The sequence below is a fragment of the Fusobacterium necrogenes genome, assembly GCF_900450765.1.
Taxonomy (GTDB): Bacteria; Fusobacteriota; Fusobacteriia; order Fusobacteriales; family Fusobacteriaceae; genus Fusobacterium_A; species Fusobacterium_A necrogenes.
The window spans coordinates 1,736,922-1,763,084 of record NZ_UGGU01000003.1 but is presented as its reverse complement, the minus strand read 5'-3'; the positions used below and the strand labels follow the sequence as shown (position 1 = coordinate 1,763,084).

Annotated in this window: 21 protein-coding genes and 2 rRNA genes; 15 read left to right on the top strand and 8 right to left on the bottom strand. The window is 33.2% G+C overall.

Annotated features, from left to right (window positions below):
- The first annotated feature begins 6 nt into the window (after window positions 1–6).
- The 5 genes from mazG to DYA59_RS08405 all read left to right on the top strand — a co-directional run bounded on the left by mazG (window position 7) and on the right by DYA59_RS08405 (window position 3,786).
- Window positions 7–771: a nucleoside triphosphate pyrophosphohydrolase gene (gene mazG / locus DYA59_RS08425; RefSeq protein ID WP_115271174.1), complete on the top strand. Its 765-nt coding sequence runs from the start codon at window positions 7–9 to the stop codon at window positions 769–771.
- Between the two features lie 37 nt (window positions 772–808).
- Complete coding sequence (locus tag DYA59_RS08420) at window positions 809–1,099, top strand: RNA-binding S4 domain-containing protein (protein WP_005886217.1); 291 nt, start codon at window positions 809–811, stop codon at window positions 1,097–1,099.
- Window positions 1,099–1,953 carry a 4-(cytidine 5'-diphospho)-2-C-methyl-D-erythritol kinase gene (gene ispE / locus DYA59_RS08415; RefSeq protein WP_115271173.1) on the top strand — a complete coding sequence of 285 codons (855 nt, stop codon included), beginning with the start codon at window positions 1,099–1,101 and terminating at the stop codon, window positions 1,951–1,953. The genes DYA59_RS08420 and ispE overlap by 1 nt, the downstream gene beginning before the upstream one ends.
- Window positions 1,954–1,984: 31 nt before the next feature.
- Window positions 1,985–2,269: a septation regulator SpoVG gene (gene spoVG / locus DYA59_RS08410; protein ID WP_115271542.1), complete on the top strand. Its 285-nt coding sequence runs from the start codon at window positions 1,985–1,987 to the stop codon at window positions 2,267–2,269.
- A 173-nt stretch (window positions 2,270–2,442) separates the two neighbouring features.
- Window positions 2,443–3,786 (top strand): uracil-xanthine permease family protein, encoded by a 1,344-nt coding sequence (locus tag DYA59_RS08405; protein ID WP_115271172.1) that lies wholly within the window; start codon window positions 2,443–2,445, stop codon window positions 3,784–3,786.
- A gap of 18 nt (window positions 3,787–3,804) precedes the next feature.
- On the opposite strand, the gene DYA59_RS08400 is transcribed toward DYA59_RS08405, so the two are convergent.
- The 6 genes from DYA59_RS08400 to hemA are packed head-to-tail and all read right to left on the bottom strand — an operon-like array spanning window position 3,805 to window position 9,915.
- Window positions 3,805–4,260, bottom strand: a complete 456-nt coding sequence (locus DYA59_RS08400; RefSeq protein WP_115271171.1) for a precorrin-2 dehydrogenase/sirohydrochlorin ferrochelatase family protein — start codon at window positions 4,258–4,260, stop codon at window positions 3,805–3,807.
- Window positions 4,250–5,557 (bottom strand): glutamate-1-semialdehyde 2,1-aminomutase, encoded by a 1,308-nt coding sequence (gene hemL / locus DYA59_RS08395; protein WP_115271170.1) that lies wholly within the window; start codon window positions 5,555–5,557, stop codon window positions 4,250–4,252. Before hemL ends, DYA59_RS08400 begins: the two co-directional genes overlap by 11 nt.
- A gap of 8 nt (window positions 5,558–5,565) precedes the next feature.
- Window positions 5,566–6,543 (bottom strand): porphobilinogen synthase, encoded by a 978-nt coding sequence (gene hemB / locus DYA59_RS08390; RefSeq protein WP_115271169.1) that lies wholly within the window; start codon window positions 6,541–6,543, stop codon window positions 5,566–5,568.
- 12 nt (window positions 6,544–6,555) lie between these two features.
- Window positions 6,556–8,022: a uroporphyrinogen-III C-methyltransferase gene (gene cobA, locus DYA59_RS08385; RefSeq protein WP_115271168.1), complete on the bottom strand. Its 1,467-nt coding sequence runs from the start codon at window positions 8,020–8,022 to the stop codon at window positions 6,556–6,558.
- Complete coding sequence (gene hemC, locus DYA59_RS08380) at window positions 8,015–8,914, bottom strand: hydroxymethylbilane synthase (RefSeq protein WP_115271167.1); 900 nt, start codon at window positions 8,912–8,914, stop codon at window positions 8,015–8,017. The genes cobA and hemC overlap by 8 nt, the downstream gene beginning before the upstream one ends.
- Entirely contained in the window at window positions 8,914–9,915 is a 1,002-nt protein-coding gene (gene hemA, locus DYA59_RS08375; protein ID WP_115271166.1) for a glutamyl-tRNA reductase, read from the bottom strand. Before hemA ends, hemC begins: the two co-directional genes overlap by 1 nt.
- Window positions 9,916–10,143: 228 nt before the next feature.
- On the opposite strand from hemA, the gene DYA59_RS08370 reads away from it, so the two are divergent.
- From DYA59_RS08370 to DYA59_RS08335, 8 genes are all read left to right on the top strand, one after another.
- Complete coding sequence (locus DYA59_RS08370) at window positions 10,144–11,013, top strand: RluA family pseudouridine synthase (RefSeq protein ID WP_115271165.1); 870 nt, start codon at window positions 10,144–10,146, stop codon at window positions 11,011–11,013.
- A gap of 215 nt (window positions 11,014–11,228) precedes the next feature.
- The gene (gap, locus tag DYA59_RS08365; protein WP_115271163.1) at window positions 11,229–12,236 is read left to right on the top strand and encodes a type I glyceraldehyde-3-phosphate dehydrogenase; all 1,008 of its coding nucleotides are present in this window, start codon (window positions 11,229–11,231) and stop codon (window positions 12,234–12,236) included.
- A gap of 95 nt (window positions 12,237–12,331) precedes the next feature.
- Window positions 12,332–13,531, top strand: coding sequence for a phosphoglycerate kinase (locus DYA59_RS08360; protein ID WP_115271161.1), 1,200 nt, complete (start codon window positions 12,332–12,334; stop codon window positions 13,529–13,531).
- A 120-nt stretch (window positions 13,532–13,651) separates the two neighbouring features.
- Complete coding sequence (locus DYA59_RS08355) at window positions 13,652–13,921, top strand: ArsR/SmtB family transcription factor (protein ID WP_115271159.1); 270 nt, start codon at window positions 13,652–13,654, stop codon at window positions 13,919–13,921.
- Window positions 13,922–13,981: 60 nt separating this feature from the next.
- Window positions 13,982–14,344: a thioredoxin family protein gene (locus DYA59_RS08350; protein WP_115271157.1), complete on the top strand. Its 363-nt coding sequence runs from the start codon at window positions 13,982–13,984 to the stop codon at window positions 14,342–14,344.
- A 108-nt stretch (window positions 14,345–14,452) separates the two neighbouring features.
- Window positions 14,453–15,466: a permease gene (locus DYA59_RS08345; protein ID WP_115271155.1), complete on the top strand. Its 1,014-nt coding sequence runs from the start codon at window positions 14,453–14,455 to the stop codon at window positions 15,464–15,466.
- Window positions 15,467–15,478: 12 nt separating this feature from the next.
- Window positions 15,479–17,089 carry an FAD-dependent oxidoreductase gene (locus DYA59_RS08340; protein ID WP_115271153.1) on the top strand — a complete coding sequence of 537 codons (1,611 nt, stop codon included), beginning with the start codon at window positions 15,479–15,481 and terminating at the stop codon, window positions 17,087–17,089.
- A gap of 107 nt (window positions 17,090–17,196) precedes the next feature.
- Complete coding sequence (locus DYA59_RS08335; protein WP_115271151.1) at window positions 17,197–18,390, top strand: coenzyme F420-0:L-glutamate ligase; 1,194 nt, start codon at window positions 17,197–17,199, stop codon at window positions 18,388–18,390.
- Window positions 18,391–18,687: 297 nt separating this feature from the next.
- On the opposite strand, the gene DYA59_RS08330 is transcribed toward DYA59_RS08335, so the two are convergent.
- Window positions 18,688–19,395: a queuosine precursor transporter gene (locus tag DYA59_RS08330; RefSeq protein ID WP_407918898.1), complete on the bottom strand. Its 708-nt coding sequence runs from the start codon at window positions 19,393–19,395 to the stop codon at window positions 18,688–18,690.
- A 208-nt stretch (window positions 19,396–19,603) separates the two neighbouring features.
- Entirely contained in the window at window positions 19,604–20,932 is a 1,329-nt protein-coding gene (locus tag DYA59_RS08325; RefSeq protein WP_115271147.1) for an MATE family efflux transporter, read from the bottom strand.
- 493 nt (window positions 20,933–21,425) lie between these two features.
- Here DYA59_RS08325 and DYA59_RS08320 point away from each other — a divergent pair.
- Together DYA59_RS08320 and DYA59_RS08315 are read left to right on the top strand one after the other, a co-directional pair.
- Window positions 21,426–22,933 (top strand): 16S ribosomal RNA (locus DYA59_RS08320).
- Between the two features lie 210 nt (window positions 22,934–23,143).
- A 23S ribosomal RNA gene (locus tag DYA59_RS08315) occupies window positions 23,144–26,056 on the top strand.
- The 16S and 23S rRNA genes sit together here, the layout of an rRNA operon.
- Window positions 26,057–26,163: the final 107 nt, after the last annotated feature.

Below are 26,163 nucleotides of genomic sequence, written 5' to 3'. Positions count from 1 at the left end.
ATCATGATGAAGGAATTTGATAGACTTGTAGAAATAATAGATATATTGAGAAGTGAAAACGGGTGCCCTTGGGATAGAGAGCAAACTTTGGAAACTTTGAGACCTTGTTTAAGAGAGGAGGTAGCTGAATTATTAGAGGCTATGGAAGGTGATATAGAGGAACATAAAAGTGAGTTAGGTGATGTGTTAATGAATATCATATTTCAGGCTGATATTAGAGAAAAAGAGGGGAAATTTAATATAGCAGATGTTATAAATGAGGTAAGTGAAAAATTAATAAGAAGACATCCTCATGTATTTAAGGAAAAAAATAGTGAGATATCTACGAAAGAGGTTTTAACTAATTGGGATGAGATAAAAAAGACAGAGAAGTTACATGAAAATAGAAAGTCAGTAATAGATGGAGTTCCCAAATATCTTCCAGCACTATCTAAAGCTCAAAAAATACAGAAAAAAGCATCAAAAGTTGGTTTTGATTGGGATAATGTAGAACAAGTATTTGATAAAATCTATGAAGAGTTAGATGAATTAAAAGTTGAGATAGAGAGAAAAGATAAAGAGAAAATGAAAGATGAATTAGGAGATGTATTATTTTCCATTGTAAATATAGCTAGATTTTTAGATATAGATGCAACTGAAGCACTAGAAGGAACAATAAAAAAATTTGATAAGAGGTTTAGATATGTTGAACAAAACTGTGATATTGAAAAAACTTCATTGGAAAATTTAGAAAAACTTTGGCAAAATGCAAAAAAAGCCATTGACTTATAGAAAAAATGTAGTATATATAGTATAAAGAGGAGTAGATATGAGACTAGATAAATTTTTAAAAGTGAGCAGAATAATTAAAAGAAGACCTATTGCTAAAATCGTGGTAGATGGTGGAAAAGCTAAGCTTAATGGTAAAGTAGCAAAGGCAAGTACAGAGGTAAAAGTAGGTCAGATATTAGAGTTAGAGTATTTTAATAAGTATTTTAAATTTGAGATATTAGAAGTACCTACTGGAAATGTAGCAAAAGAGAGAACCTCAGAACTTATAAATGTGTTAGAAAGTAGAGGAATTACTGTGGATATAGATGGTGAGGAGGATATTTTTTAATGAAATTCTCTTTAAATTCAAATGCTAAAATAAATATTGGTTTAAATGTAACAGGAGTTTTACCTAATGGCTATCATCTATTGGATATGGTAATGATACCAATATCTCTTACTGATAAACTTGAAGGAGAGATATTTGAAGAGGATGGAGAGTTAGAGATTACTACTAATAAACCAAGTATTCCAACTGGAAAAGAAAATATTCTTTGGAAAATATATGATAAATTTTATAAGAGAAGTGGATTTACAAAAAAAAGAGTAAAAATATATTTAGAAAAAGTTATTCCACATGAAGCTGGTCTAGGTGGAGGAAGTTCTAATGGAGCTTTTTTCTTAAAAGAATTAAATAAATATCATAAAGACTTCTTTTCTTTAGATGAGTTAATAGAGTTAGGAAAAAGTGTTGGAGCAGATATTCCTTTCTTTATAATCAATAAGCCTAGTAGAGTGAAAGGTATTGGAGAGGAAATAGAAATAATAGAAAATAATTTGGATAAAGATATTATTTTGATTAAGCCAAATTTTGGAGTATCAACAGCTAAAGCATATAAAAATATGTATATGCTCAAAAATAAAAAAGATGCTAATATAGATAAAATAATTGAGGGATTAGAAGATAATAAGCTTTCTTTAATAGAAGAGAGTATAGAAAATAATTTGGAACAGGGACTTTTACTTGAAGATACTAATATAATAGAGTTTAGAAAAGAATTAGAAAAAATTTCTAGTATGAAATTTTTTATGTCTGGAAGTGGAAGTGCATATTATGCTTTTACAGAAAATGGAAAAGAAAAGGTAGAGGCAATAAGGGAGCAATTACAACACTGTGAAGTACATCTTTGCAGAGGGTTATAATGATTACATAAAAAAGGGAAGGTGCATGATTATGAAAATTACAGATGTAAGATTAAGAGAAGTTAAAGGGGAAAATGAATTAAAGTTGAAAGCCTATGCTGATGTGACTTTTGATGAGTGCTTTGTTATTCATGGATTAAAAATTATTGATGGACAAAAGGGAATGTTTGTGGCTATGCCATCAAGAAAAATGCCAGATGGAGAGTATAGAGATATAGTTCATCCTATTACTCCAGAACTAAGAAAAGAGATTACAGATACTGTAATTTCAAAATTTAATGAATTGAAACCAGAAGGGGAAGAAGTAGAAAAATAATTATAAAGGTTTACACCTAGGATCTTTTTAAGATTTTAGGTGTAATTTTTTTATCCTAAATATGTAAATTAAGACATAGTTAAATAATAATAGTCTAGATTTTATTAAGAAAATATGATAAAATAATCAATGGATAAGAGTGTGATAAAAATCATAGTGTTTGAGGTGCAAAGATGTTAGATAAAAATCAAAATTTAAAAGATGGAGCTGAATTGTTTAAAGTTGATGGAAAACCTGCTTTTCTAGAAGCATTGCCATTGGCTTTTCAACATATTGTGGCTATGTTTGTAGGAAATGTAGCTCCTATTTTAATAATTTCAAGAGTAACCAAATTGGATCCTAGTATAACTACAATTTTAATTCAATGTGCAATGTTATCGGCTGCAATAGCAACATTTTTACAGATTTATCCAATTAAACTTTTTGCAGGTCTAAGAATAGGATCTAAGCTACCTGTGGTGATGGGAACAAGTTTTGGATTTTTACCAACAGTTTTAGCTATATTAGGAGGAAATTCTTTGAACTTACCTACACTATTTGGAGCACAAATAGTAGGTGGAATAGCTTCTATTTTAATTGGTGCCTATTTAAAGAAGATAAGAAAGTATTTTCCACCTTTAGTTGCAGGAACTGTTGTTTTTTCAATAGGATTATCTTTATTTCCAATAGGAATTAACTATATGGCAGGTGGGGTGGGAAGCCCAACTTATGGATCATATCAAAACTGGGCTATAAGCTTAGTCGTATTAGCAACAGTATTATTTTTCAACCAATTTACTAGGGGAATTACAAAGTTATCCTCTATTTTAATAGGAATAGTGGTAGGATATATAATATCGATGGTTTTAGGAATAGTTAATTTTACTCCAGTAAGCGAAGCTGCCTGGTTTGCTTTTCCAAAATTTTTTATTTTTGGAACTCCTAAATTTGAAGCTGGAGCTATAGTAGCGATGGTAATAATGTATTTAGTAACAGCTATTCAAGCTGTAGGAGATCTATCGGCTATTACTTTAGGAGGAATAAATAGAGAAGTTAGTGATAAAGAGTTATCTGGAGGAGTAATAGGAAATGGTGTAGGAGCTATTTTCTCAGCTATATTAAACTCTTTTCCAACTGCAACTTACTCTCAAAATGTTGGACTTGTAGTTTTAACTAAAGTAGTAAGTAGATATGTAATTGGAATAGCAGCTACAGTTTTATTAATAGCTGGATTTGTACCTAAATTTGGAGCGATTATAAATACAATTCCTTCAGCAGTAATTGGCGGAGGAACAATTACTGTATTCTCAATGATAACAATGACAGGTATTCAAATAATAAGTAAAAGTGGAATCACAGGTAGAACAATGGTAATAGTTGGGCTATCAGTAGCAGTAGGAGCTGGAGTTGGTCAAGTTCCACAATCTATAGCCCAATTCCCTCAATTTATAAAATTAATATTTGGTTCAAGTGTCGTAATGTCTACATTACTAGCTTTATTACTAAATATCATTTTACCTAAAGAAGAGAATAAGTAATAAAAAAACTGACTTAGATTATTCTAGGTCAGTTTTTAACATATTTTTTAATTTATTTTTCAAAGCCTTAGATTTACTAGGGTTTCCTTTAGCAGATATACCTATTTGGTAATCTTTAGTTTCTAGAATACTAGCAAAACGACAATTCATATCTTCTTTAGAGGTAATATTATTTACTAATATATTTTTAGAGTTACAAAGTTTATAAATATATCTATTAAACTCTGGATTATCGGTAGCAGCCACGACTATAAATTTATTTTCAAGGAGAGTTTCATTAAACTCCCCTATTTTTATATCTATATTTTTAAGATTGAGAAATTTCTCTTCTTTAATTTCTCTGGTGACAACTGTAATCTTAGCACCATATCGAAGAAGTGATTCCACCTTTCTAATAGCTATCTTTCCAGCTCCAATAACAAGAGCTTCTTTTCCTATTAAGTTCACAAATAGCGGAAAAAATCTATTTTTCATTTTTTTCTCCAATAGTTTTAAATGCCATATCTATAACTTTTAAAGTTTTATCTAAAATCTCTTGAGTATGAGCTATAGATACAAAGTGAGCTTCAAATTGAGATGGAGGGCAGATAATACCATTTTCTAGCATAGTATTGAAGTAGATAGCAAAATTTTCTGTATTAGATGAAAGTGCATCTTTAAGATTATTTATCTCTTTTTTATCAGTAAAAAATACAGTGAAAAGAGAACCGATGGAGTTAATAACTACATTTACTCCATATTTTTCAGCAGATTTTTTAGCTTCTTTAGTTATATATTTTACTTTATCTTCTAACTCTTTATATAAGGTCTCTTTATTCTCATCTAAGTAAGTTAGCATTTCATATCCAGCTCTTACAGCTATAGGATTTCCAGATAGAGTTCCAGCATGATAAACTCTTCCCATAGGGGCAACAAGTTGCATGATTTCAGATTTACCACCAAAAGCTCCCACTGGGTATCCACCGCCAATTATTTTTCCAAGAGTAGTCATATCAGGAGTAATTCCGAAATACTCTTGAGCCCCTCCTAAAGCTAATCTAAATCCAGAGATAACTTCATCAAAGATTAGTAAGGTTCCTGTCTTAGTACAAAGTTCTCTCACTGCTTTTAAAAATTCCACATCAGGATAAATTACTCCCATGTTAGCAGGAACAGGTTCCATGATTAAACAAGCTATATTTTTCTTTTCTAATATATTGTTTAATTCCTTTAAATTACCAAAAGGAATAGTTATAGTATCTTTCAAAACTCCTTCGGTAATTCCATTACTATCTTGATATCCATCAGTTAAGAGGCCAGAACCAGATTTAACAAGTAGTGCATCAGAATGTCCATGATAACATCCCTCAAACTTAGCTATCTTATTTCTATTAGTGTAAGCTCTAGCAAGTCTTACAGCGGACATAGTAGCTTCAGTGCCTGATGTAGTAAGTCTTACCATTTCAATAGATGGGCAACATTTAGTTATAAGCTCAGCTAATTCTACTTCTTTTTTGGTAGGTAATCCAAAAGAACTTCCGAGTTCAATAGCATCACGTACTCCAGCTATGATTTTAGGATGATTGTGTCCAAGGATTAATGGTCCCCATGAACAGATATAGTCAATATATTCATTTCCATCTTCATCCCAAATTTTAGCTCCTTCACCTTTACAAGCAAAAATTGGGGCTTCTCTACTAACAGATTTAAAAGCTCTAACTGGGCTGTTAACTCCTCCAGGAATATATTTTTGGGCTTTTTTAAATATTTCTTTTGAAATTTTGTGATTCATTTTTCCTCCTAAAGTGTAATTTCTCCATTTTTAACCCATTGAGCTATCTCTTTAGCATGGTAAGTGATGATTAAATTTACTCCAGCTCTTTTTAGAGCATACATATTTTCCATGACAATGCCTTTTTCATTTATCCAGCCATTTTGAGCAGCAGCTTTAACCATTGAATACTCCCCACTTACATTATAAGCTACAAGTGGTAAAGAAAGATCTTTTAAAGCATGAATAATATCAAGATAAGCAAGAGCAGGTTTAACCATTATGAAATCAGCTCCCTCTTTAATATCTGAATCCACTTCTCTGTAGTATTCTTTAGAGTTTCTGAAATCCATTTGATAGGTTTTTCTATCTCCAAAACTTGGAGCTGAGTCAGCAGCTTCTCGGAAAGGACCATAATAATTAGACGCATATTTTACACTGTAAGACATTATGGGTATATATTCAAAACCATTGATATCTAAATTTTCTCTTATAACTTGAATTCTTCCATCCATCATGTCTGAAGGAGCTACAATATCAGCTCCAGCTTTGGCATGAGAAAGGGCTATTTTAGCAAGAGATTTCAAAGTTTCATCATTTTTAACATCACAACCATCTAAGATTCCACAATGTCCATGAGAAGTGTATTCACACATACAGACATCAGTGATAATTAAAAACTCTGGATAATTTTTCTTAATATATCTTATAGTTTCTTGGATTATTCCATTTTCAGCATAAGCTCCAGAACCAATAGCATCTTTTTCCTTAGGAATACCGAAAAGTAGAAGAGATTTAATGCCTAATTCTTTTAATTCTTGTAATTCCTCTCCGAGTCTATCTATAGAAAATCTATATTGACCAGGCATTGAGGTAATCTCCTCTTTGATATTTTTTCCCTCTTCAATAAAAAGTGGATATATAAATTCATCAATACTTAAAGTTATGTTTTTAACCATATTTCTCATAGTCTTAGAACTTCTAAGTCTTCTTGTTCTTATAAACATTCTTCCTCCTAGCTATTTTATAGCTTCAATAATTCCAGCTGTATCATAAACTTTAGCTTCAAAGTCTACAGTTAGTCCGTATTTTTTCATAGTTTCACTTGTAATAGGACCAATAGAAGCTAATTTAATATTTTTAATAGACTCTATATTATACTCTATACTTTCCATAAAAGCATCAACTGTAGATGAACTTAGAAAAGTTATTATTTCTATTTTTTTTAAAGTATTTAATACTTCATCTTTATCTCTTATTATTTTCTTAGTTTTATAGGCAATTATTTTATCAAAATATCTATTATAAGTAGAATTTAATTTTTCTGTATCACAAGGAGATATATTGGAAGTTACAATTAGAATTTTTTCTCCAACTGCTGTGTGTTGAATAGCCTCTTCAGCAAGTTTTTCAACTAGATATTTCTTAGGGATAAAATCAGCTTTTATTTTATATCTTTCCAATTCTTCTTTAGTTTTACTTCCAACAACTCCTATTTTAAGATGAGCTATATCTCGAATATCTTCAATTTTATTCATGAACTCTCTAACTCCATTAGGTGAGTTAAATAGCAAAGCTGAATAAGATTTTAACATCTCTTTGTCTATTTTATTTAATGTAGATTCTATCTCAATAAATGGAAGTTCAACAGCTACTCCCCCTATTTTTTCAATTTTATCAGAAAACTCTCTAGCTTGTCTTCTATCTCTAGTAACTAAAATTTTTTTACCAAATAATTTAGTATCTTCAAACCATTTAAAAGTATCTCTAAGATTTACAACCTCTCCTATTATTATAATAGCAGGAGGAACAATTTTTCTTTCCTTTGAAATATCAATAATAGTTTCTAAAGTTCCAACAGTAACTCTTTGATCAGCAGTAGCTCCTTTTTCAATAATAGCAATAGGAGTTTTAGGATCTTTTCCATTAACTATTAAGTCACTGACTATAACTGGAAGATTTTTTATTCCCATTAGGAAAACTAAAGTTCCATCTAATTTAGCAATAGCCTCAAAATTATGCCATTCTCCGTCAGTCATAGTATGTCCTGTAAATACATGAAAGGATCTAGCCACTCCTCTATGTGTTACTGGAATACCAGCATATGCAGGGACAGATATAGCTGAAGTTATACCTGGAATCTCTTCAAATTCTATTTTATTTTCAAAAAGAGCTTGAATTTCTTCTCCACCCCTACCAAAAACAAAAGGATCACCTCCTTTAACTCTAGCTACAATTTTTCCCTCTAAAGCTTTTTTAATAATAGTGTCATTGATCTCATCTTGGATAACTCCACCTTCAGTATTTCCTTTTCCAAGATATATCATCTCTGTATCTTTTTTAGCATAATCTAAGATACGATTATTAATAAGTCTATCATAAACTATACAATCAGCTTCTTCAATAGCTCTCTTTCCCTTTAAAGTAAGAAGCTCAGCATCTCCAGGACCAACTCCCATTATATATACTTTACCCTTTTTATCCATTGATCTTCTCCTTTATAGTATTAGCAAGTTTTTGAGCTACCTTAATTCCTTCTTCAAGTTTTTCAGTTATATTAGCACTATATCCTTTTTCTTCTTGGAAATATACACCATAAAAATTGATACTATCTCCTTTAACTTCTGAGTAGCATCCCATTGGTGTATGACAACCACCATCAAATATCTTTGAGAACTCTCTTTCAATAGCCACAATTTTTTCAATCTCTTTATTATGGATTGATTTTAGAATATTTCTAATTTTTTTATCATTTTCTCTACATTGGATGTATAGTACTCCTTGAGCTGGAGCAGGGAGAAATGTTTTAGGATTTAAGTATTCAGTAATTTCAGATTCTAATCCCACTCTTTTTAAGCCAGCTGCAGCTAGTAAAATTGCATCATAACCTTCAGTTTTTAATTTGTTTAATCTGGTGTGAATATTTCCTCTTAATTGTTTTATTTGTAAGTCTGGTCTTAAATTTTTAAGATTCATAGTTCTTCTTAATGAGCTTGTTCCAATAATAGCACCATTAGGAAGTTCTAACAGTGTTTTTCCATTTTTTGAAATAAGAACATCTCTTTGATCTTCTCTATCGGGAGTAGCTCCACAGATCAATCCCTTTGGAGAAACTATAGGCATATCTTTCATTGAATGAACAGCTAAATCAATAGTTCCATTTAAAAGTTCAGTCTCTATCTCTTTAGTAAAAAAACTTTTAAGTGATTTATTACTAGTACTCCAATTACTTACTAGGTCTTTATCTCCAGTAGTAACTATCTTTTTTATTTCAAATTCTAACTCTGGAAAATTACTTTCTAATTTTTTTTTTATTATTTCACTTTGGGCCAAAGCTAAAATGCTTCCTCTACTTCCAATAACTATTTTTTTTTTCATTATATATTCCTTCCTTTATAGTATTGAAACCATTTTTTTAAATTTTCTAACTGTCTATCTACTAAAAAACTATAATCTTTTACTAATGAATCTCTAGTAACTAGATGCTTGTTATATACTCTCCATATGTCATCAAGATTAAAAAGAGAAACATTTTCTAAATCCCCAAGAGATGGCTCTATATCTCTAGGCATTGCTAGATCAAGAAATGTATATTTTTTTTCTGGTTTTAAAAGTCGAGCTACATCTTCTGTTTTTAAAACTAAATGTGGAGCAGAAGTAACACTTATTATTATGTCGGTTTCTGGTATAATATTTAGTTTTTCTGCAAAAGATATGACATTGACATCAAATGTATTTTTTATTTTAAGAGCTTTATGATAAGTTCTATTAGTGATACTTATATCTTTTACTTTTTCTTTAACCAGAAGATAGAGAATAGCCTGAGCTAGATCTCCAACTCCTAAGATTAATATTTTTTTATTATTTAAAAATCCTATAGAGTCTTTTATAAATTTTAAAGATATAGCTTCAAGAGAGAGTGCATTATGGCATATTTTACTTTCAGTTCTAAATTTTTTTCCAATTTCAATTGCTTTATTAAAAACTGTATTTAAAATTTTAGAAGATCTATTTTCTTCAAGAGCGGATGAGTAAGCTTTTTTTATTTGAGCTAAAATTTGATCTTCACCTTTAATTATAGAAAAAAATCCACAAGATACCTTAAATAAATATTCGCTAGCGTCTATGCCTTTTTTTATAAAGATACCTTTATTTATTTTAAATTCTTGTATCAACTCTTCAATAAAAAAATTATCAGCTAATTGTAGATAAAATTCTATTCTGAGGCAAGTTGAAAGATTGATATAGCCAAGAATTTTTTTTTCTAAAAAAAATTTGTGTATGATATTAGTAGGGTTTTGTTGAATAAACTTTTCTCTTTCTTCAGTAGAAAGCTCTGTATGTGAGATACCTAAAACCAAAATTTCATCGATTTTCATTAATTTGTATTCTCCTTAAATTAAACTAAATTTTTATTTTAGAATTATATTATACAATTTTATTATATTATATTGTATATTTTTTTTTAAATTAATAATATTGATAAATTAAGAAAAAAATTTTATAGAAAGTAGCATTGGAGTTTAGAAGTAAAAAATTAAGTTAACTTTTTTTGGTAATTATAGTAAAATATGTTAAAAATATTGAAAGGAAATGAGAAAGTATAGATGAAAAAATATGTAATCGAACCAGAATATGATGGATATGAAATAGGAACATATCTCAAAGAAACAAAGGGGTATTCAGGAAGAGGATTAAGAAATCTAGAGATATATTTAAATGGAAAAAGAGTAAAAAATAATAGTAAAAAAGTGAGAAAGTTAAATAGGCTCCATATAAGAGAAAAAGAGAAGGAAACTGGAATAAAACCAATGGACATTCCTATAAAAGTTGTCTATGAAGATAAGAATCTACTTTTGATAAATAAAGACCCGTATATAATAGTCCATCCAACTCAAAAAAAGGTAGATAAAACTTTAGCTAACGGAGTGGTGAACTATTTTTTACAAACAACAGGTAAAGTTATGGTTCCAAGATTTTATAATAGACTTGATATGAATACTTCTGGTATAATAATAGTTACTAAGAATGCTTATGCTCAATCTTATCTTCAAGAAAAAGGAGTAGTAAATAAATTTTATCAAGCAATAGTATTAGGAATTGTAGAAAAAGATGAGTTTTTAATAGATAAACCTATTGGAAAAGTAGGTAATGAGCTCAGAAGAATAGAGTTGCGACCAAAAGATGGAGGTCAGAGTGCTCAAACTAAGATCAAAGTATTAAAAAGATTTCCAGATAAAAATTTAACTCTTATAGAGGCAGAATTACTGACTGGAAGAACTCATCAGATAAGAGCACATATGGCATTAGAAGGACATCCATTGTTGGGGGATGAGCTCTATGGTGGGATTGACAAAAGGATAGATAGACAGATGCTACATTCTTATAAAACAGAGTTTTCAGATGTTGAAACTGGAGAATTAAAAAGTGTAGAAGTGGAATTGCCTGATGATATGAAAAAAATATTAGGAATATAGTATTCTTCGATATGAAGAAAATACAGTGTGTCTATCTGAAATATTAGAATACAACTGATTAAAAAATAATCGTAAAAAGATAAAATTTAACTCTAATAGAATTATTAAAAAAGACTTAATTGACAAAGAGTGGAAGGTATTATATACTATTCACATAGAAAATAGCAAAATAAAACAAATTTATATAGTTTAAACAAAATTTAGGAGGAACAGAAATGGCAGTTAAAGTAGCAATTAACGGATTCGGAAGAATTGGAAGATTAGCATTGAGATTAATGGTAGAAAATCCAGAGTTTGATGTAGTAGCAATCAACGACTTAACAGATGCTCACATGCTAGCACACTTATTTAAATATGACTCAGCTCAAGGAAGATTTGATGGAACAATCGAAGTTAAAGAAAATGCTTTTGTAGTAAATGGAAAAGAAATCAAAACTTATGCAAAGGCTGATCCAAAAGAGTTACCATGGGGAGAACTAGGAGTAGACGTTGTTCTTGAGTGTACAGGATTCTTTACTAAAAAGGAAAAAGCAGAAGATCATATCAAAGCTGGAGCTAAAAAAGTAGTTATTTCTGCGCCAGCAACTGGAGACCTTAAAACTGTAGTTTACAACGTAAACCACGATATATTAGATGGAACTGAAACAGTTATATCAGGAGCTTCTTGTACAACTAACTGTTTAGCACCTATGGCTAAAGTTTTAGAGGATAATTTCGGAATCGTAGAAGGATTAATGACAACTATCCACGCTTATACAAACGACCAAAACACATTAGATGGTCCACACAGAAAAGGAGACTTAAGAAGAGCTAGAGCTGCTGCTGCTAACATCGTTCCTAACACAACTGGAGCTGCAAAAGCTATTGGATTAGTAATCCCTTCATTAAAAGGAAAATTAGATGGAGCTGCTCAAAGAGTTCCTGTAATAACTGGATCAATAACTGAGCTAGTATCAGTTTTAGCTAAACCAGTAACTGTAGAAGAAATCAATGCTGCTATGAAAGCTGCTTCAAACGAGTCATTTGGATATACAGAAGAAGAGTTAGTGTCATCTGATATCATCGGAATCAACTATGGATCATTATTTGATGCTACTCAAACAAGAGTTATGACAGTAGGAGACAAACAATTAGTTAAAACTGTTGCTTGGTATGACAATGAAATGTCTTATACTTCTCAATTAATCAGAACTCTTAAAAAATTCGTAGAATTATCTAAATAATTACCTGAATTTGAGATTAACTAAATAGAAATAGAATAGCGGAACTTTTAGGTTCCGCTATTTTTAAGAAAAGATATTAACGGGAGGCAATCTAAATGGCTAAAAAAATAGTTACAGATTTAAACGTTAAAGGACAAAAAGTATTAATGAGAGTTGACTTTAACGTACCTATGAAAGATGGAAAAATAACAGATGAAAATAGAATAGTTGCTGCTTTACCTACTATAAAATATGTATTAGAAAATGGTGGAAGAGTAATAGCTTTCTCTCACTTAGGAAAAGTAAAAACTGAAGAAGATTTAGCTAAAAAATCTTTAAGACCAGTTGCTGAAAGATTAGCTGAATTATTAGGGCAATCAGTTAAATTTGTTCCAGCTACAAGAGGAACAGAATTAGAAGCGGCTGTAGCTGAATTAAAAAATGGAGAAATCATGATGTTCGAAAATACAAGATTCGAAGATCTTGATGGTAAAAAAGAATCTAAAAATGATCCTGAATTAGGAAAATACTGGGCATCTTTAGGAGATCTATTCGTAAACGACGCGTTTGGAACAGCTCACAGAGCTCATGCTTCAAATGTTGGAATAGCTGCTAATATAGGAGAAGGAAAAACTGCTGCAGGATTCTTAATGGAAAAAGAGATTAAATTCATAGGAGGAGCGGTAGATAATCCTGAGAGACCTCTAGTTGCTATCTTAGGAGGAGCTAAAGTATCTGATAAAATAGGAGTTATTGAAAATCTTTTAGTAAAAGCTGATAAAGTTCTAGTAGGGGGAGCAATGATGTTCACATTCCTAAGAGCTTTAGGAAAAAATATAGGAACTTCATTAGTTGAAGAAGATAAAATAGAATTAGCAAAAGAATTATTAGCTAAAGCTAATGGAAAATTAGTTCTTCCAATAGATACAGTAGTAGCTAAAGAATTTAACAACGATGCAGCTCATATAACTGTATCAGTTGATGAAATTCCAGCTGACCAAATGGGATTAGACGTTGGACAAGGAACTGTAGAGTTATTTGCTAAAGAGATTGCTGGAGCAAAAACTGTTGTATGGAATGGACCAATGGGAGTATTTGAAATGCCTAACTTCGCAAAAGGAACTATCGGAGTTTGTGAAGCTATAGCTAACTTAACAGGAGCTACAACTATCATCGGAGGAGGAGATTCAGCTGCTGCTGCAATAAGCTTAGGATATGCTGACAAATTCACTCATATCTCTACTGGTGGAGGAGCTTCATTAGAGTACTTAGAAGGAAAAGTATTACCAGGAGTAGAATCTATTTCTGATAAATAATTTAACTATGTAATAAAAAAGGGTGGCTTTTGCCACCTTTTTTATTTTAAATATATTGACAAATATCAATGTGTTGACATATAATAGATTTATAATTATCGATATGAAAAGGAGATAAAGATGAATAAATTTGAGGAAGCCGCTAAGATATTTAAAGCTTTTTGTGATCCTAATAGATTAATGATTTTAGAAATATTAAAAGGGGGAGAACAATGTGCTTGTAAACTTTTAGAACAGTTAAATATAGGCCAACCTACACTTTCTCATCATATGAAAATACTTTGTGATTCTGGAATTGTAAATAGTGTAAAATATGGCAAGTGGACTCACTATTCAATTAATAAAGAAAAATTAGAAGATGTAAAAAGTATTATTGACAGTATGATATAAAAATTTTAAAAAATATATTGATAAATTTAAATATATAGATATTAAAATGGAGGTATAAAGATGAGTATATTTGATAAGTTATTTGGGAAGAAAGAGTGTGGATGTTCTTGTGGAACAGAGGTAAAAGAGGAGCCTAAAGTTCAAGAAACAAGTTGTTCTTGTGAAGGAACAAATGAGGTAAGCAAAATGGAGATTAGAGTTTTAGGACCAGGATGTAAAAACTGTCATACTCTAGAAAAGAATACTTTAGAAGCAGTAAATGAATTAGGATTAGATGTAAAATTAACGCATGTTACAGACTTTGCAGAGATAGCAACATATGGAATTATGTCTACTCCTGGATTATGGGTAGATGGAAAAGTAGTTTCTTATGGAAAAGTTCTGTCAAAAGATGAAATCAAAGAATTATTAAAAAAATTATAAATAAAATTTAGGGGTTGTTATAATTACTTTAATTTTTAAATTGTAACATCCCTTTTTATTAGAAAGATAGATTGATATATATCGATATAAAGGAGTGAAAGTAAAAAAATGGGAACAATATGGAGTTTTATACAAAATCAAATTCTAGGAATGAAATGGTTAAATCTATTAGTTGGAGATATATTAGTAAAATTTGGAATGGGAAGAGATACACATCTATTTGGTGGAGTTCAATTCTTTTTTTATGATGTAATCAAGATAACAATACTACTTTGTTCCTTAATATTTTTTATCAGTTATATTCAAAGTTATTTTCCACCAGAAAGAAGTAAGAAGATTTTAGGAAGATTTCATGGAATATGGGCAAATATAGTAGGAGCACTGTTAGGAACTGTAACTCCTTTTTGCAGTTGTTCATCTATTCCTCTATTTATAGGTTTTTCTTCAGCAGGATTACCTTTAGGAGTAACTTTTTCTTTTCTTATATCTTCTCCTATGGTAGATTTAGGTTCTTTATTATTGTTAATGAGTATATTTGGAATAAAAATTGCTGTATGGTATGTAGTATTAGGACTTATAATTGCTGTAATTGGTGGTACAATAATAGAGAAATTAAAATTAGAAGATGAGATAGAGGATTTTATTCGTAATGCTAAAAGTGTTGGAAGTATAGATTTAGATATTCCAGAATTAAGTGTAGGAGATAGAATAAGATATGCAAAACAACAGATGATGGAAACTTTTAAGAAGGTTTTTCCATATATAATTGTTGGAGTTGGAATAGGAGCTGCTATTCATAACTGGATACCAGAGAGATGGATTGTAGGAATATTAGGAAGTAAAAATCCCTTTGGTGTAATTTTAGCTACTTTAATAGGAATTCCTATTTATGCTGATATTTTTGGAACTATACCTATAGCTGAAGCATTATTTGCAAAGGGAGCAAATTTAGGAAGTATTTTAGCTTTTATGATGGCTGTTACAACTTTATCACTTCCATCTTTAGTAATGTTACGTAAGGCTATAAAACCTAAATTATTAAAGGTATTTATAGGAATTTGTACTGTGGGAATAATTATAGTGGGATACTTTTTTAATGCTATCCAGCAATTTATAATATAGTGAGGGAGATATATGAAAATAGTAGTTATTGGAGCTGTTGCAGCAGGAACTTCTGTAATAGCAAAAGCTAGAAGAAATATTGAAGAAGTGGAGATAGTTTGTTATACAGCAGGAAGAGATATAAGTTACTCTGGATGTGGAATACCCTATTATGTAGGAGAGGATTATATATCGAGAAAAAATTTAACTCCTAGAGATGTAAAATGGTTTAAGGATAGGTTTAATGTAGATATTTTTACAGTTCATAAAGTTGAAAAAGTAATTGCAGGAGAGAAAAAAATTCTAGTTAAAAATGAGATTACTGGAGAGGAATTTTTAGATACCTATGACAAATTAGTGATTACAAGTGGTGCTAGAGCAAGAGAGTTAGAGTATAAAGGGGAAAATATTTTCTATGTTAGAAATATTGAAGATGGAGATAGAATAAAAGCGTTTATAAATAAAAATAATCCTAAAAGTGCTCTTGTTATAGGAGGAGGTTTTATAGGCTTAGAGATGTTAGAAAACCTTACTTCTAGAGGAATAAAAACTACTCTTATAGAACAAGGAGATAGAATAGGGGGAAAATTAGATAAAGACATCAGTAGAATATTAGAAAAATATTTAAAAAAACAAGGGATAGAAGTAATTTTAAAGGATTCTATTGAAACTATTGAAAAAAATAGGGTAAAAACTATTAATGGAAAAGATATTGAGGCAGAGCTTATAATTGGAGCTATAGGAGTGATTCCAAATACAGAGTTTTTACAAGGAATAGGGATAGAACTTAGTAGAGAGGGAGCTATAAAAGTTAATAAATATCTTGAAACTAATATAAAAGATATTTATGCAGCTGGAGACTGTGCTTTGGCATATTCAAGTATAACTGGAGAAGAACTATATCTACCTTTAGGGTCAACTGCTAATAAGATGGGAAGAATCTTAGGAGATAGATTAACAGGAGGGAATCTAGAGTTTAAAGGAGTTTTGGGAACTTCAATATTTAGAGTTTTTAATCTTGTAGTTGGAAAAACTGGATTATCTCAAGAGGAAGCAGAAGCTAGAGGATATGATATTGAAATTATCCATAATATAAAACCAAATCAAACTGAATATTTAGAAAGTTCGAGAGAGATGTTAATAAAAGCTATTGCAGATAGAAAAACAGGTAAATTACTAGGAGTACAGATAGTTGGAGAAAATGGAGTGGACAAGAGATTAGATGTATTTGCTACTCTTTTAACTTTTGGAGCAACTGTGGATCAATTATTTCATATAGATTTAGCTTATGCTCCACCTTTTTCTACTACTAAAGATCCTGTTGCTTATACAGGAGTGATTTTAGATAATGCTATAAATGGAAGAAATAAAATAATAACTCCAGAAGAACTAAAGGATAATTTTTCTGAATATTTAATAATTGATACTCGTTCAGCAAGTCAATATAATTCAGCTCACATAGAAGGAGCAATAAATATTCCTTTAGAAAAATTGAGGGAAAAATTAAATGAGTTACCTAGAGATAAAAAAATAGTTGTTCATTGTAATAAAGGGACAACTGGAAATGCAGCTCAAAATATACTATTGAATTATGGATTTGATGTATATAATCTCTCTGGAGGATTTAAAAATTATAATAATTAAAATAACTTATTTTTCTTTTATTTTTTTTATTTTTAATAATATTTTTTCAAAAAATATGATATAATACTCTTGTAAAAATTCTAAATAAATAAAAAAGGAGTAAGAGTATGGGAAGATTAGTAGGAACTATATCAAGAGGACTTCGTGCACCAATTATTAAGCAAGGTGATGACATATCTGTATTTACAGTAGACGCTGTTTTAGCTGCTGCTGAATCAGAAAATATTGTATTAAGAGATAGAGATGTAGTGGCTATTACTGAATCAATAGTAGCTAGAGCTCAAGGAAACTATGCTACAATTGATGATATTGCAGCTGATGTAAAAAAGAAATATGGAGAGAATACAATAGGACTTATATTTCCAATTTTAAGTAGAAATAGATTTTCTGTTTGCTTAAAAGGAATTGCAAGAGGAGCTAAAAAGATAGTTTTAATGTTTAGTTATCCTTCTGATGAAGTTGGAAACCATTTTATAGATTACGATTTACTAGATGAAAAAGGAGTTAATCCTTGGACAGATATTTTAACTGAAGCTGAGTTTACTGAAAAATTTGGAAATCCAATTCACGTATTTACAGGAGTAAACTATATAGAGTATTATTCACAACTTATTAGAGAACAAGGGGCAGAAGTTGAAGTTGTTTTTGCTAATAATCCTACTGCTATTTTAAAATATACTGATTGTGTATTAAATTGTGATATCCACACTCGTATGAGAACTAAAAAATTACTAAAAAAAGCTGGAGCTAAAATAGTTTATGGAATGGATGAAATTCTAACTACTTCTATAAATGGTTCTGGATATAATTCTGATTATGGATTACTAGGTTCAAACAAAGCAACTGAAGATAGTGTAAAATTATTTCCTCGTGATTGCAAAGAATTAGTTGTAAAAATTCAAAAAATGTTAAAAGATAAAACTGGAAAAAATATTGAAGTTATGGTTTATGGAGATGGAGCATTTAAAGATCCAGTTGGAAAAATTTGGGAACTTGCTGATCCTGTTGTTTCTCCAGGATATACTGATGGATTAGATGGAACTCCAAATGAAATAAAATTAAAATATCTAGCTGATAATGATTTAGCTGATTTAAAAGGAGAAGAATTACAAAAAGCTGTAACTGAAGCTATTAAGAGTAAAGATTCTGACTTAAAAGGACAAATGATAACTCAAGGAACTACTCCAAGAAGATTAACTGACTTAATAGGATCTCTTTGTGACTTAACTTCTGGAAGTGGAGATAAAGGAACACCAATTATCTTAATTCAAGGATATTTTGATAACTACATAGATGAATAGATTTCTTAAATTGAAATCGGAGAAAGTAATAGTAAAGGAAAATTTACTGGTAACTACTCAGTTCTTAGTCAATTAAAGAAAACTCAAAGAATTGTGTAATTTATGAAGAGAAGTTAGATTAACTCAGCGAAATCGAACGCTAAAAAATGCAATAAGTCAAAAGACTTAACCCTTGCATTTTTAGTGAGATAAGCCATAGTTAATCAACTTCTTAGAATATGGAACAATTCTTAGTTTTCTTCTTAAAAGATGAAATGCCTGAGTAGTTACTTTTATTTTTGATTTCAATTTAAAGATTTATATAACCTGTTCTATTAGATTTTTCTTTTTTAAGTAGTGAGCTATATATACAAATGGAGTATCACATACAGCTACTAAGAATTTCATAAAATATGTAGTTAGGAAAATTTCGATTAATACCTCTTTTGGATAAACTCCATAGAAAGCTATTAAAGTAAAACAAGCATTATCTATAAGTTGGCTAACCATAGTACTAGCATTATTTCTTATCCAAATATGTTTTGGCTCACTGTATTTCTTTTTCCAAAACTCATAAGCCCAAATATCGTGAGTTTGAGAGATAAGGTATGAGATAAGAGAAGCTATTACTATTCTTGGCATAAAATCAAATACCCTTTTAACACCATTAAATGTTATAATTCCCTCTTCAATATTAGAAGGTGTAAAAGATACAGCTATCTGCATAATTAAAGTCATTGCAATAAGAGAGAAAAATCCTAAATATACAGCTTTTTGAGCTTCTTTTCTTCCATAATTTTCAGCTAAAATATCTGTAACTAAAAATCCTCCTGCATATAGAATATTTCCCAATGTAGTTCCAAAACCAAATAAATCAACTAAAAGAACAACTTGAATATTAGCTAAAATAGTTGAAATTGGTATCCAAGCATAAAGTCCAATTCTTCCAAATTTTTTATAAGCAAAAAGTATTAATCCAAAGTTAATAACGAGCATGCAAAACCAAAGTAATTCATTTCTAAATATCATTCTATCCTCCTAAATTTATTAAAAACTAGGAAGATAAAATAACTAATAAAAAAGAGCAGAAAAACTCTGCTCTTTAAAATAAATAATTACTTTAAATTTTGGCCTAGTTTTTTATAGATGGTTTGTCTGTGTAGAACATCTCCTTGTCTAAACAAGAGTTTATTTAATTTTACAGCATTTAGTATATAGTAAAATATTGAAAAAGTCAATTTTTTTTTGTATAGATTCTATAAGCAATGAGACACAGAAGTATTTGTACAACTGTAGAGATAGGAGTTCCTAATCCAATATGAAAAAGATTAGCATCTTTGATATTTTTCATAAAATATACAGCAGGAATTCTAATGAAGAAGGCCCCAATTATTCCTTGTAACATAACAAAAACAGTGTGACTACACCCATTAAAATAACCTATAAAACAGAAAAGTACAGCAGTTAACAGACAATCAATAGCATAAGCTTTTAAATAGTTATGAGAAGATAAAATAACATTTGCTTCATTTGAGAAAAATGCTGAAAGATGATTTCCCCAAAAAAATGATAGAGAACCCATTATTATTCCTGCTATAAAGGCTGTTTTAATTCCATAGAAAAGAGCTTTTTTTGAACGATCAAAATATCTAGCTCCATTATTTTGAGCAACAAAAGCTGAAATAGATTGCATATAAGCAGATGCAACTAACATAAGGAAGATACAAACTTTTTCAGCTACTCCAACAGCGGCAGATTCTATAACTCCAATGCTATTTACAATAATTTGAATAAATAGAAAAGAGAACTGTACAAGAAGTTCTTGTAAAGCTATTGGTATTCCTACAACTAATATTTTTTTACTTAATTTTTTATTAAAAGATATATATTTTTTTGAAAAAGAGAAAGGGAGCTCTTTCTTAGAGATAAAAATAAGAGAGATAATAACACTTATTCCTTGAGCTGTAACAGTAGCAATAGCAGCTCCAGTTGTTCCCATTTTAAAGATAACAACTAAAATTAAATCTCCTACAATATTTATAAAGCACGCAATAGCAACAGTTATAAGTGGTGTTTTAGAATCTCCTATACCTCTAAAAACTGCTCCAATAACATTATAAGCTACAATAAAAGTAGTTCCAATTCCACATATGAATATATAAGAGCTAGTTTGTTTAAAAGCTTCTGGAGGAGAATGCATAAATTGAGTAAGTATGTCACTAAAAATTGTAACTGAAATTGTAATGAAAATTGCTAAAATAGCAAATATAGCTATTCCTACTCCTATTCCTTGACTAGCTTCTTCTTTTTTATTTGATCCAATAGCTTGAGCAACTAAAACAGTTATTCCCATGGATAAACCTGTAATCACCATAGCAACCATATTAAAAAATTGACTTCCTGTAGCTACTCCAGATTGTTCAAAGGTTCCAGCAAATTTCCCCACAATTATTAAGTCTGCAGCTCCATACATAGCTTGTAAAAAGAGTGCTAATAAAACAGGAAAAGCAAAGGAAATTAATGATTTTAAAATATTTCCTTTTAATAATGTTGATTCTTTCATTTTTTAATTCCTCCTTGTTAAAAAAAAGAGCCAGATAAGAAACGGGAGTTTCACCCGTCATCTTATCCAGCTCATAACTTACAATAGTTATTTACCCTCCGATGGTATAAGAATACTAACATATAAAAAGATGAAAGTCAAGGAATTGTATTATAAAACTGTTAGAAATTATAAAAAATTACTTTTAAATTTCACATAAATGACATTGAAAAATAGTATTATTATACCATAAATCTTTCCCCAAAATATTTTATATAGATTAGTAAAATAAAAATCCCTCTTTAAGTTATTAAAGGGGGATTTTTATTTATAAATTCAAAAAATAAAAAAAAGTATTGACGAAAAATATTATTTATGGTAACATATACCTTGTTCGCGAGAGAGCGGTACTGATGAATAAGGACATTAGCAACAGAATAGAGAAAGATAAGTAATGCAAACACAACAATAAATTGGTGTAAATAATCAGTATATTTTACTGAGTTTAATAGATTGAACGAAGAGTTTGATCCTGGCTCAGGATGAACGCTGACAGAATGCTTAACACATGCAAGTCTACTTGATCCTTCGGGTGATGGTGGCGGACGGGTGAGTAACGCGTAAAGAACTTGCCCTGCAGTCTGGGACAACATTTGGAAACGAATGCTAATACCGGATATTATGTGAGTTTCGCATGGAATTCATATGAAAGCTATACGCGCTGCAGGAGAGCTTTGCGTCCTATTAGCTAGTTGGTGAGGTAACGGCTCACCAAGGCCATGATAGGTAGCCGGCCTGAGAGGGTGAACGGCCACAAGGGGACTGAGACACGGCCCTTACTCCTACGGGAGGCAGCAGTGGGGAATATTGGACAATGGACCAAAAGTCTGATCCAGCAATTCTGTGTGCACGATGAAGTTTTTCGGAATGTAAAGTGCTTTCAGTTGGGACGAAGTAAGTGACGGTACCAACAGAAGAAGCGACGGCTAAATACGTGCCAGCAGCCGCGGTAATACGTATGTCGCAAGCGTTATCCGGATTTATTGGGCGTAAAGCGCGTCTAGGCGGTTTGGTAAGTCTGATGTGAAAATGCGGAGCTCAACTCCGTATTGCGTTGGAAACTGTCAAACTAGAGTACTGGAGAGGTGGGCGGAACTACAAGTGTAGAGGTGAAATTCGTAGATATTTGTAGGAATGCCGATGGGGAAGCCAGCCCACTGGACAGATACTGACGCTAAAGCGCGAAAGCGTGGGTAGCAAACAGGATTAGATACCCTGGTAGTCCACGCCGTAAACGATGATTACTAGGTGTTGGGGGTCGAACCTCAGCGCCCAAGCTAACGCGATAAGTAATCCGCCTGGGGAGTACGTACGCAAGTATGAAACTCAAAGGAATTGACGGGGACCCGCACAAGCGGTGGAGCATGTGGTTTAATTCGACGCAACGCGAGGAACCTTACCAGCGTTTGACATCCTAGGAAGTTGGCAGAGATGCCTTCGTGCCCCTTCGGAGGAACCTAGTGACAGGTGGTGCATGGCTGTCGTCAGCTCGTGTCGTGAGATGTTGGGTTAAGTCCCGCAACGAGCGCAACCCCTTTCGTATGTTGCCATCATTAAGTTGGGCACTCATGCGATACTGCCTGCGATGAGCAGGAGGAAGGTGGGGATGACGTCAAGTCATCATGCCCCTTATACGCTGGGCTACACACGTGCTACAATGGGTAGTACAGAGAGTCGCAAACCCGCGAGGGGGAGCTAATCTCAGAAAACTATTCTCAGTTCGGATTGTACTCTGCAACTCGAGTACATGAAGTTGGAATCGCTAGTAATCGCAAATCAGCTATGTTGCGGTGAATACGTTCTCGGGTCTTGTACACACCGCCCGTCACACCACGAGAGTTGGTTGCACCTGAAGTAGCAGGCCTAACCGTAAGGAGGGATGCTCCGAGGGTGTGATTAGCGATTGGGGTGAAGTCGTAACAAGGTATCCGTACGGGAACGTGCGGATGGATCACCTCCTTTCTAAGGAGCAATACTTTCTCTATTCTATTGATAATGTTCTTATAATCAAGGAGTGACGGAGTTACGACTATGATTATAAAGATGTCGCATTCGGAGAATGGGACGCAACATTATTATTAATGGACATTGGAAACTATATAGTAAATCAGATAATACAATTTAACTCTAATTTTAATAGAGTTAGCTGTCAATCAATATTTAAAAACTAAAGGTTAAAATAATTAAGGGCACATAGGGAATGCCTAGGTAGTAAGAGCCGATGAAGGACGTGGTAAGCTGCGATAAGCTCAGGGTAGTTGCAATCGAACGTTTGATCCTGAGATTTCCGAATGGAGCAATCCGCTAAGTTGAAGACTTAGCACGAAAGAGGGTACCGCGTGAACTGAAACATCTAAGTAACGCGAGGAAAAGAAAGTAAAAACGATTCCCCAAGTAGCGGCGAGCGAACGGGGATGAGCCCAAACCGCATAAATGTCAAGGATGCAGCCGTTGTTTATGCGGGGTTGTGGGAAGAACTACGAGGAACTGCAACGTACTCAACAATGTTAATGACTGAACTGGAACTAGTTGGAAAGCTAGATCGTAGAAGGTGATAATCCTGTACAGGTAAACTCATTAACTTGTCCGTTCTCTCCCAAGTAACATGGAACACGAGGAATTCTGTGTGAATCTGCGAGGACCATATCTCGTAAGGCTAAATACTCTTACTAACCGATAGCGTATAGTACCGTGAGGGAAAGGTGAAAAGAACCCCGGGAGGGGAGTGAAATAGAACCTGAAACTATGTGCTTACAAGCGGTCAGAGCCCTTCGGGGTGATGGCGTGCCTTTTGGAGAATGATCCTGCGAGTTACGTTCAGTGGCAAGGTTAAGTTTAACGGAGCCGAAGGGAAACCGAGTCTGAACAGGGCGATTTTAGTCGCTGGGCGTAGACGCGAAACCTGGTGATCTAAGCCTGTCCAGGGTGAAGCTGTGGTAAGACACAGTGGAGGCCCGAACTCACCGCCGTTGAAAAGTTGGGAGATGAGGTAGGTTTAGGGGTGAAAAGCCAATCGAACTAGGAGATAGCTCGTTCTCTCCGAAATGCATTTAGGTGCAGCCTTGAGTGTTTAATTATGGGGGTAGAGCACTGAATGGACTAGGGGGCGCATTGCTTACTGAATCCAATCAAACTCCGAATACCATAATTCAAGAGCTCAGGAGTGAGACTATGGGAATTAACTTCCATCGTCAAAAGGGAAACAACCCAGACCACCAGCTAAGGTCCCTAATCATAACTAAGTGGGAAAGGAGGTGGAGATTCATAAACAACCAGGAGGTTGGCTTAGAAGCAGCCATACCTTTAAAGAGTGCGTAATAGCTCACTGGTCGAGAGTCTCTGCGCCGACAATGTAACGGGGCTAAGTTATGAACCGAAGCTGTGGAATTGCGCAAGCAATTGGTAGGAGAGCGTTCTGTAGGCCGTTGAAGGAGAAGCGTAAGCAACTCTGGAGGTATCAGAAGTGAGAATGCAGGAATAAGTAGCGAGAAGGGAGGCGAGAATCCTCCCCGCCGGAAGACCAAGGTTTTCAGGGTAAAGCTTGTCTTCCCTGAGTAAGCCGGGACCTAAGCCGAGGCTATAGTGCGTAGGCGAATGGAAAACAGATTAATATTTCTGTGCCAGTCATATTTTGTGATGGAGGGACGCAGAAGGGTATGTGCGCGGAAGAACGGTAGTTTCCGTAAAAGCATGTAGAATGACTTGATAGGTAAATCCGTCAAGTTAGATTTGAGGTGTGATATATAGTCGTAAGATGAATGTACAGATCCCACGCTGCCAAGAAAAGCTTCTAACGTTAAGGTATGACTGCCCGTACCCGAAACCGACACAGGTGGTCAGGATGAGAAATCTAAGGCGGACAGGCTAACTCTCGTTAAGGAACTCTGCAAAATAGCCCCGTAACTTAGGGAGAAGGGGTGCCCCTGGGCGTGAGTATACACGCAATGCAAAGCGCTTGGGGGTCGCAGTGAAGAGGCTCAAGCAACTGTTTAACAAAAACACAGGTCTATGCTAAGCTGTAAGGCGATGTATATGGGCTGACACCTGCCCAGTGCCGGAAGGTTAAGAGGAGGAGTGAGAGCTCCGAATTGAAGCCCCGGTGAACGGCGGCCGTAACTATAACGGTCCTAAGGTAGCGAAATTCCTTGTCGGGTAAGTTCCGACCTGCACGAATGGTGTAATGATTTGAGCGCTGTCTTGACGGGAGGCCTGGTGAAATTGTATTACCGGTGAAGATACCGGTTACCTACAGTAGGACGGAAAGACCCCATGGAGCTTTACTGTAGCTTGGTATTGGGTTTTGGCATTGCATGTATAGGATAGTTGGGAAACTATGAAGATGTGGCGCTAGCTGCATTGGAGTTGTCGGTGGAATACCAACCATTCAATGTTGAAATTCTAATCTGTGGTTTGAAGCCACGGAGACAGTGCTAGGTGGGCAGTTTGACTGGGGCGGTCGCCTCCGAAAGAGTAACGGAGGCGTTCAAAGGTTCTCTCAGGTTGGATGGAAATCAACCGCAGAGTGCAATGGCATAAGAGAGCTTGACTGCGAGACTGACGGGTCGAGCAGGTGCGAAAGCAGGACATAGTGATCCGGCGATTCCGAATGGAAGGATCGTCGCTCAACGGATAAAAGCTACCCTGGGGATAACAGGCTGATCCTACCCGAGAGTCCATATCGACGGTAGGGTTTGGCACCTCGATGTCGGCTCATCGCATCCTGGGGCTGGAGAAGGTCCCAAGGGTTGGGCTGTTCGCCCATTAAAGCGGTACGTGAGCTGGGTTCAGAACGTCGTGAGACAGTTCGGTCCCTATCCACTGTAGGCGTTAGAATATTGAGAAGATCTGTCCTTAGTACGAGAGGACCGGGATGGACAAACCTCTGATGTACCAGTTGTCACGCCAGTGGCACAGCTGGGTAGTCACGTTTGGAACAGATAACCGCTGAAAGCATCTAAGCGGGAAACTGACTTCAAGATAAGTATTCTTTAAGACTCCTTCGAGCCTAGGAGGTAGATAGGTTGGGGGTGTAAGGGTTGCGAGGCCTTTAGCTGACCAATACTAATAAGTCGAAGTTTTAACCTTCAAATAATCAAGAAGTAACGAAGTTACGACTATGATTATTTAGACGCAGATGACTGAAAGGAATCAGCGTTACCTGATATTACTATATAGTTTCAAATGCCTATGTA